Origin of the sequence: Streptobacillus felis, from assembly GCF_001559775.1 — a bacterium.
In the GTDB taxonomy this organism is placed as follows: domain Bacteria; phylum Fusobacteriota; class Fusobacteriia; order Fusobacteriales; family Leptotrichiaceae; genus Streptobacillus; species Streptobacillus felis.
Genome location: NZ_LOHX01000308.1, coordinates 1 through 7,367 on the forward strand (window position 1 = coordinate 1; position 7,367 = coordinate 7,367).

Genomic DNA, 7,367 nt, shown 5'->3' on the forward strand with positions numbered 1-7,367 from the left:
TCTTTAAGACCTTTTTCTCCATGAAATCTATATTTTGAAGCAATAATACTTAGAGTCCCTGTAGCAATATTATATTCTTTTGCTACAACTGAAATTGGAATTCCTTCTTCAATATTTTTAACCATTTTAAGTCTTTCTTCAAATGTAAATTTACCTTTTCTTACCATAAAAAAATGTACCTCCAAACTTTTTCACATTTCTGTGTCCAGTTTTTTGGTACATGTTCTATAATTTTATTTTAAAATAATTATTAAATAAATTAATATTAAACTAGTTTATTAGTTACTTGCTTTTGCTGGAGCATTATCTACAACTGATTGAATATAATTTGCTCTAGCCGAATCATTATAAAGATTTGCTAATTTTACATTTTTATTTACAGGTATTACACTATATCTAAACATTAATGGTACTTCTACTGCTTGTTCAGTATAATATTTTTGCCATGTTTTATATGCATTTGCTTTATAATTTGGATCTTCAATTCCTTTAGGATCTGAAATTGCAGCAAGTAATTTATCATTTTCCTCTGAAACAAAACGTGTCATATTAAACTTAGCAGTTCTACCTTTAGATGCAGAAGGATCAAGTGATGTTCCAACTCCCCATGCTGCCATATACATATCAATGTCATCTTCATTTGCTTCTACCTTATCATAAAATAAATTAACATCTAATAATCTACCTGTTGTTAATGAAACTCCAACACCTATTTCTTTCCAGTATTGTAATAAAGCTTGTGAAATTGGTTCTGCAACATCTGATCCTCCCATAGTTGCAAAATGTAATTCTAAATTTTTACCATCTTTGTCGACTAATCCATCATTATTTGTATCTTCATAACCAGCTTCTTTTAACAACTCTTTTGCTTTTTCTGGGTTATATGGATACCCTTCTAATGAGGCATCATAAAACTTTTTAAATGCAGGAGGAGTTTGTCCATTAGCTCTTTGTCTTAACCCATTGTAGTATGCTGTAGCAACTTCATCAATATTTAAAGCATAAGCTAATGCTTGTCTCACTCTAACATCTTGCAATGGAGTATCTCTATCCATTACACTTTCTTTTTTATTTTGATCATAATGACCTAGATTAAATCCTAAATATTGAATATATAATTCTGGTCTTCCTAATACAACTAAATTATCTAATTCTTTATATTTTTCATATGATTCTTGTGGAACATTCCAATACTCGAAAAAATCACCGTTTTTAATAGCTTCAACTGCTAATTGTGGTGTTAATGTTTTAAGTATTACTTTTTCAACTTTTGGTTTACCTAAGTGGTAATATTCATTAGGAACAAACTCTACTGATTCTCCTGGAACAACATTTTTAATTACATATTTTCCATTAGATAGTGGATTTTTTCTTAATTTATCTGAAAACTCTAACTCTTTAACAGGTATTTCTGATAAGTAATGTTTAGGCATCAATCTAGATACACTTCCAAGTTGACCCCCTCCTGATATTACTTTTGAGCTAATTTCAGTTACATGTATTCTTAATTCTGTATCAGAGACTTTTTCTAAACCTGAAATTTTATCTGCTTTACCTTCATGATATTCTTGCATACCTATAATTGAATACTGATCTTCTTTAGAAAATCTTACACCTGTATAATCAGGATGAGAAACTAATTCAAATGTAAAAATTAAATCATCAACACCTAAAGGGTGACCATCAGACCATTTTAAACCTTCTTTAAATTTAATTATTATTTCATTTTTTTCATTGTCCAACGAAAGTGTAGCTAATCCTCCTTCGACATTCAACAATTCAAAATCATCATTTTTCCATAAATATTCTTCATTTATTAAAGAAATAATGTCAGCATCTAATTTATCTTGATAATGTATTGGTGAAAATATACCTTTAAAAGGTGAAGACGTAATCATCCCTATTGTATAAGTTGCTCCTTCAACCTCCGGTGCATCATTTTTATATTCCATTGGGAAATTTAAGCTTACTTCTTGAACTTTTTCAGCTCTAGATTTTCCAGGTGCACATGATACTAATAATCTTAGTGATGCTAGTATCAAACTTGCTGATAATATTTTTTTCATTTTTCCTCCTAATTTATATATTTTTTATAGATTATATCAAAAAATAAAAAAAAAATCAAATTTTTTCCAGTAAATATTAATTTCCCTAAATTAAAAAAGTAAGTGTCCAAAAATAATTGAAATAAAATATAAATGTGATACCTTTAAAATACAAACATAATCAAAAGTAAAGGAATACATCTATATGAATAATAACAACATAAAGCATAAATTTTATAATAGGTAAAAACTTAACTTATCAAGATAAATAAAATAGAACGTTTCTTAGCTAATAATAGCAATAATATATTAGATTATCATAAAGATTATGTATCTAATAAAATTATTCAAAATACTAGAGGAAAAGTAGAACAAATAAACCCTCTTGGAAGAATATACTATGCTTATTCTTCTGATAAATCTAATAATATATATACAGAAATAAGAAATAAAAATACAAGAGACCTAAAATAGATAAAAATATTAATTAAGATCTTAATCCTAAATTTACATCTAGAACTCTTTTTAGCTATATTATAATTAAATAATTTTAGTTAATTTTACAGTACGGATATTATATTTAAAGTTGTTAATCTAGAATGGTATTATTGTTACCCTTACAGTTCTGCAAAGCGTGGAAACAATGAAGTTAATAATAGATTTATTAGTAGATTTCCCCTAAGGGATATTCATTTGATCATTTGAGTAATAAAGAAATAGAATATGTACAAGATTTTATGAATAATTATCCAAGATGGTAGAACATTTAAAAATATTTATTTTGAAAGTAAAAATGCAGCATAAATTCAATTATACTGCAATATATATTTTTAAATATTATACTTTTCTAATTTTTATTTATAACTTTTACTTTAAATAAAGATTTTCAACATCTAGTCTTAAAACTTTATCTCTTATCAATCCAAAATTATTATATAAATAATTTTCAGTAAATTTTTTTGCTATATATATCTCCTTAACATTAACAGTAATATCTAATAATTTTAATTCAGAAATTCCACTTTGTTTTATACCAAAAATTTCACCTGTATCTCTTAGTTTTAAATCCTCTTCTGCTATTTTAAATCCATCTGTAGTACTTTCCATTACTTCTAATCTTTTTTTAGAAATTTCATTTTTAGTTTCTGAAACTAAAAAGCAATATGAAGAGTAACTTCCTCTTCCTACTCTTCCTCTTAACTGATGAAGAGATGATAAACCAAACCTTTCTGCATTTAATATTACTATAATACTTGAATTTGGTACATTTACACCAACTTCAACTACAGTAGTTGAAACAAGTATATCTATTTCACCATTTTTAAAATCATTCATTATTTTATCTTTTTCTTTTGATTTAGTTTTTCCATGCATTAGCATTACATTATATTTAGGAAATTTCTCTTTATATTTTTCATAAGTTTCAGTAGCAGATGCTAAATTTAACTTATCACTTTGTTCTATAAGTGGAGAAACAACATATATTTGTCTACCTTCTTTAATTTTTTTATCTATAAATTCATACATTGTTTTTTCTTCAGCAGCATTTTTTATCCATTTAGTTTTTATAGGAATTCTACCTGAAGGCATTGTAGTTAATATAGATACATCTAAATCACCATATATAGTTAAAGCAAGTGATCTTGGTATAGGTGTTGCACTCATTACTATAAGATTTGAATATATACCTTTCTCACGTATTTTATTTCTTTGATCAACACCAAATTTATGTTGTTCATCAATTATTATTAATCCAAGTTTATCAAATATTAAATCATCCTCTAGTAGTGAATGTGTTCCTATAAGTATGTTAACTTTACCACTTTGCACATCTGAATATAGTTTTTCTTTTTTCTTACCTTTTACAGAACCTGTTAATAATTCTACATTAATATTTAATTCTTTAAATGCATCAACAACTTCATTATAATGCTGTGTTGCTAGTATTTCTGTAGGTGCCATTATTACACCTTGATAATTATTCTCAGCCATATATAGTAAAAGTATTAAAGATATGATAGTTTTACCTGACCCTACATCACCTTGTATTAACCTATTTATTACCTTACCATTATTTAATTCCTTATATATCTCAGCTATTATTTTCTTTTGATCTTTAGTTAATTCAAAAGGTAAACTAGAAATATATTGCTTAACTAAATTTTTATTATCTTCTAGAAAATAAAGATTGGAATTTTTAATATTTTCATTGTATCTATTTTTTAATATTTTCATTTCAAGTATTAAGGCTTCTTCAAATAAAACTCTTTTCTTTGCTTCTTCAAACATGTGATTATCTCTAGGAAAATGCATATTTACTATAGATTCAGTTCTACTTATAAGTTTATTATCTAAAATATATTTTTTCGGTAGATTTTCCTCAAATAAAAACAAATATTTTCTAAGTGCTTCCTCAATAATTTTCTTCATAGATTTTTGATCTATACCACTACTTAAAGGATAAACTGAGTCAAGTTTATCTTCGTCATTTAAGACCAAACTTCTATTTTTATCATTTAATTTAACATAACTTGGATTTACTATCTGTAAACTTCTTTTTCTTCTAATTTTACCTGTGATTCTTAGTTCCATCCCTACTTCTATTGCCCTTGAAATATATGGAGAATTAAACCAAACTAGTTCAATTATTCCATCATCATCAGTAAATAGTACCTTAGTCATTTTTCTTTTACTAAAAAAAGCATTAGTTATAGTTAGAACTCTTCCCTCTATTATAGTATTTTCACCATCTATCAATTCAGATATAGGTTTTAACTTTGCCTTATTCTCATAAGTACGTGGAAAAAAATACACAAGGTCATAAAGACTGTGTATTCCTAACTTTTCTAATGCTTTAATTTTTAATCTCTTTTTATCACTTTTAAGTAATTTTATATCAAAATTTTCAAGTGATTCAAATATTTTTAAGTACATATATATCCTTTACAAATTTTTAAAATATTCCTTTAATTTTTGAAAAGCACGACCTCTATGACTTACAGTATTTTTAAGTTCTATTGATACTTCACCAAAGTTCTTCTTCAAATCATGCGAATAAAATATTGGATCATAACCATGTCCTAAATTACCTTTTAATTCATGTGAAATACTACCAAGTGTTTCACCTCTAAATACATGAGTTTCTCCATTTGGATAGTATAAGGTGATTACTGAAACAAATTTTGCATCCCTACTTTCATTTTTTTCATCTACTAATTCTACCATTTTTTTACATCTATCTTCATAACTAGAAAATTCATTAAACCATCTAGCTGTATGTACACCAGGTTTTCCTTCTAAAACATCTATACATAGACCAGAATCATCTGCAAGTGCAGGCAGTCCTGAAATTTGACTTACAGTTTTAGCTTTAATTAAAGAATTTTCTTCAAAAGTAATACCATCTTCAATTATTTCTCCTACATTAAATTCTTTTTCTGATAAAATTTCTATATTCAAATCTTTAAACAAAGATCTAAATTCCTCCAATTTACCTTCATTTTTTGTAGCTAATACAATCTTCATTCATCCACCTCATTATAGTTAATACTTTTTAAAATTAAAGTATAGTCAAAACCTTTATTAATAAGTTTTTTAAACAATTTTTGTTTATCCATACCCTTATTTTTATTTATAAATTTTTGTATCAATTCCTTTTGATTTTCATTTAAATCTAATTCTGATAATACATCATTAATAATTGAAATAGATATACCTTTATTCATAAGTTTAGATTTAACCTTATTTATAGAAACATTTGGATATATATCTATATACTTAATAGCAAATTCTCTATCATTAATTAATTCTAATTCTTTAAACTTTTCTATAACTTCATTAATAATACCATGATTATTCTTCTCATATTTTTCTTTCAACTTTTGCTTTAATTCAAAAGACGTTCTATCTTTCAAAGAGATTAAATATATACCCTTATTTTTCATAGATTCAAATATAATATCATTATATATATTTGTAACATCCATACCTTTAATAAGTTTAAACATTGCTTTTATATCTAAACTTATATCAACTACTTCTCCATCAATAAAATATATTTTATTTCTATGTATCTTATCTATTATTTTCATTATTTACTTTTTTTTCTATTAAATTCAGGGTCATTTAATTTATCCATTACTTCTTTTTCAATTTTTGCAAATAGTTCTGGATTAGAAGCTAGTAAGTTTTCTACATTAATTTTTCCTTGCCCTAATTTTTCAGTACCAAAACTAAACCATGAGCCACTTTTTTTGCAAATATCAAATTCTAAAGCAAGATCAAATACTTCTGTTAAATGAGAAATACCTTTCCCGTACATAATAGAAAATTTAGCTTCCTTATGTGGGGGTGCAACCTTGTTTTTAGTAATTTTTGCAGTAGTTTCTGTACCTATAATTTCTTCACCTTGTTTAATAGATAAACCTTTCTTAATTTCCATTCTAACACTAGAGAAGAATTTTAATGCTCTTCCTCCAGATGTTGTTGTTTGAACACCAGGAGTGAAAGAAAATCCACCAATTTTTTCTCTAATTTGGTTTATAAATATCATGACTGTATCAGATTTTGAAATACTAGAAGTAAGTTTTCTTAGCGCTTTAGACATAAGTCTTGCTTGTAGACCCATTTGTTGATCAGACATTTCACCTTCTATTTCTGCTTTTGGAACTAGTGCTGCAACTGAATCGACAACAACAACGTCTACAGCACCACTTCTAACTAATGTATCTGCAATATCTAATGCTTGTTCTCCTGTATCAGGTTGAGAAATTAATAATTCATCTACATCTACCCCTAATGCTTTTGCATATATAGGATCTAGAGCATGTTCAGCATCAATAAAAGCTGCAAGTCCTCCATTTATTTGTGCTTCTGCTATAATATGTAAAGCTATAGTTGTTTTTCCTGAAGATTCAGCTCCATAAATTTCAATTATTCTTCCTCTTGGAACTCCACCTATACCTAAAGCTAAATCTATATTAATACTTCCTGTAGAAATTGCCTTAACATCCATTTTCTTGTTATCCCCAAGCTTCATTATAGAGCCTTCACCATATTCTTTTGTAATTTGATCTAAAGCTACCTTTAATCCTTTTAATTTATCTTCATTAACTTGTACTGTTTCTTTTTTAGCCATGAGTTTCCCCCTTCTTTTAATAATTTATTAATTTATTATATCATTTTAAAAAAATATTGTCAATAATTTTTGTTACATTTTTATTACAGATGGTATAAAAAAAAAGTTTGGCAACTACCTATCTTCCCTATTACTAAGTATTTTCAGCGTACACAGACTTAACTTCTAGGTTCGAAATGTTACTA

The 7,367-nt window shown here is 26.3% G+C and carries 6 protein-coding genes; all 6 read right to left on the bottom strand.

From position 1 onward, the window contains the following. Nucleotides 1–167, bottom strand: a 167-nt coding sequence (locus AYC60_RS09640; RefSeq protein ID WP_156447697.1) for a helix-turn-helix domain-containing protein, incomplete at its 3' end; no start/stop codon positions are given. A 111-nt stretch (nucleotides 168–278) separates the two neighbouring features. Continuing rightward, entirely contained in the window at nucleotides 279–2,066 is a 1,788-nt protein-coding gene (locus AYC60_RS07100; protein ID WP_067322960.1) for an ABC transporter substrate-binding protein, read from the bottom strand. Between the two features lie 846 nt (nucleotides 2,067–2,912). Further along, complete coding sequence (gene recG, locus AYC60_RS07105; protein WP_067322962.1) at nucleotides 2,913–4,979, bottom strand: ATP-dependent DNA helicase RecG; 2,067 nt, start codon at nucleotides 4,977–4,979, stop codon at nucleotides 2,913–2,915. Between the two features lie 9 nt (nucleotides 4,980–4,988). Beyond that, on the bottom strand, nucleotides 4,989–5,570 hold the full coding sequence (gene rdgB, locus AYC60_RS07110) for an RdgB/HAM1 family non-canonical purine NTP pyrophosphatase (RefSeq protein WP_067322964.1): 582 nt from the start codon (nucleotides 5,568–5,570) through the stop codon (nucleotides 4,989–4,991). Continuing rightward, nucleotides 5,567–6,136 (bottom strand): regulatory protein RecX, encoded by a 570-nt coding sequence (locus AYC60_RS07115; RefSeq protein ID WP_067322966.1) that lies wholly within the window; start codon nucleotides 6,134–6,136, stop codon nucleotides 5,567–5,569. Before AYC60_RS07115 ends, rdgB begins: the two co-directional genes overlap by 4 nt. Then, on the bottom strand, nucleotides 6,136–7,182 hold the full coding sequence (gene recA, locus AYC60_RS07120; RefSeq protein ID WP_067322969.1) for a recombinase RecA: 1,047 nt from the start codon (nucleotides 7,180–7,182) through the stop codon (nucleotides 6,136–6,138). The genes AYC60_RS07115 and recA overlap by 1 nt, the downstream gene beginning before the upstream one ends. Between the last annotated feature and the right edge of the window lie 185 nt (nucleotides 7,183–7,367).

Excerpts from the sequence above, each read along its gene's own strand:
- AYC60_RS07100 (WP_067322960.1), bottom strand. The coding sequence starts at position 2,066 with ATGAAAAAAATATTATCAGCAAGTTTGATACTAGCATCACTAAGATTA.
- recG (WP_067322962.1), bottom strand. The coding sequence starts at position 4,979 with ATGTACTTAAAAATATTTGAATCACTTGAAAATTTTGATATAAAATTA.
- rdgB (WP_067322964.1), bottom strand. The coding sequence starts at position 5,570 with ATGAAGATTGTATTAGCTACAAAAAATGAAGGTAAATTGGAGGAATTT.
- AYC60_RS07115 (WP_067322966.1), bottom strand. The coding sequence starts at position 6,136 with ATGAAAATAATAGATAAGATACATAGAAATAAAATATATTTTATTGAT.
- recA (WP_067322969.1), bottom strand. The coding sequence starts at position 7,182 with ATGGCTAAAAAAGAAACAGTACAAGTTAATGAAGATAAATTAAAAGGA.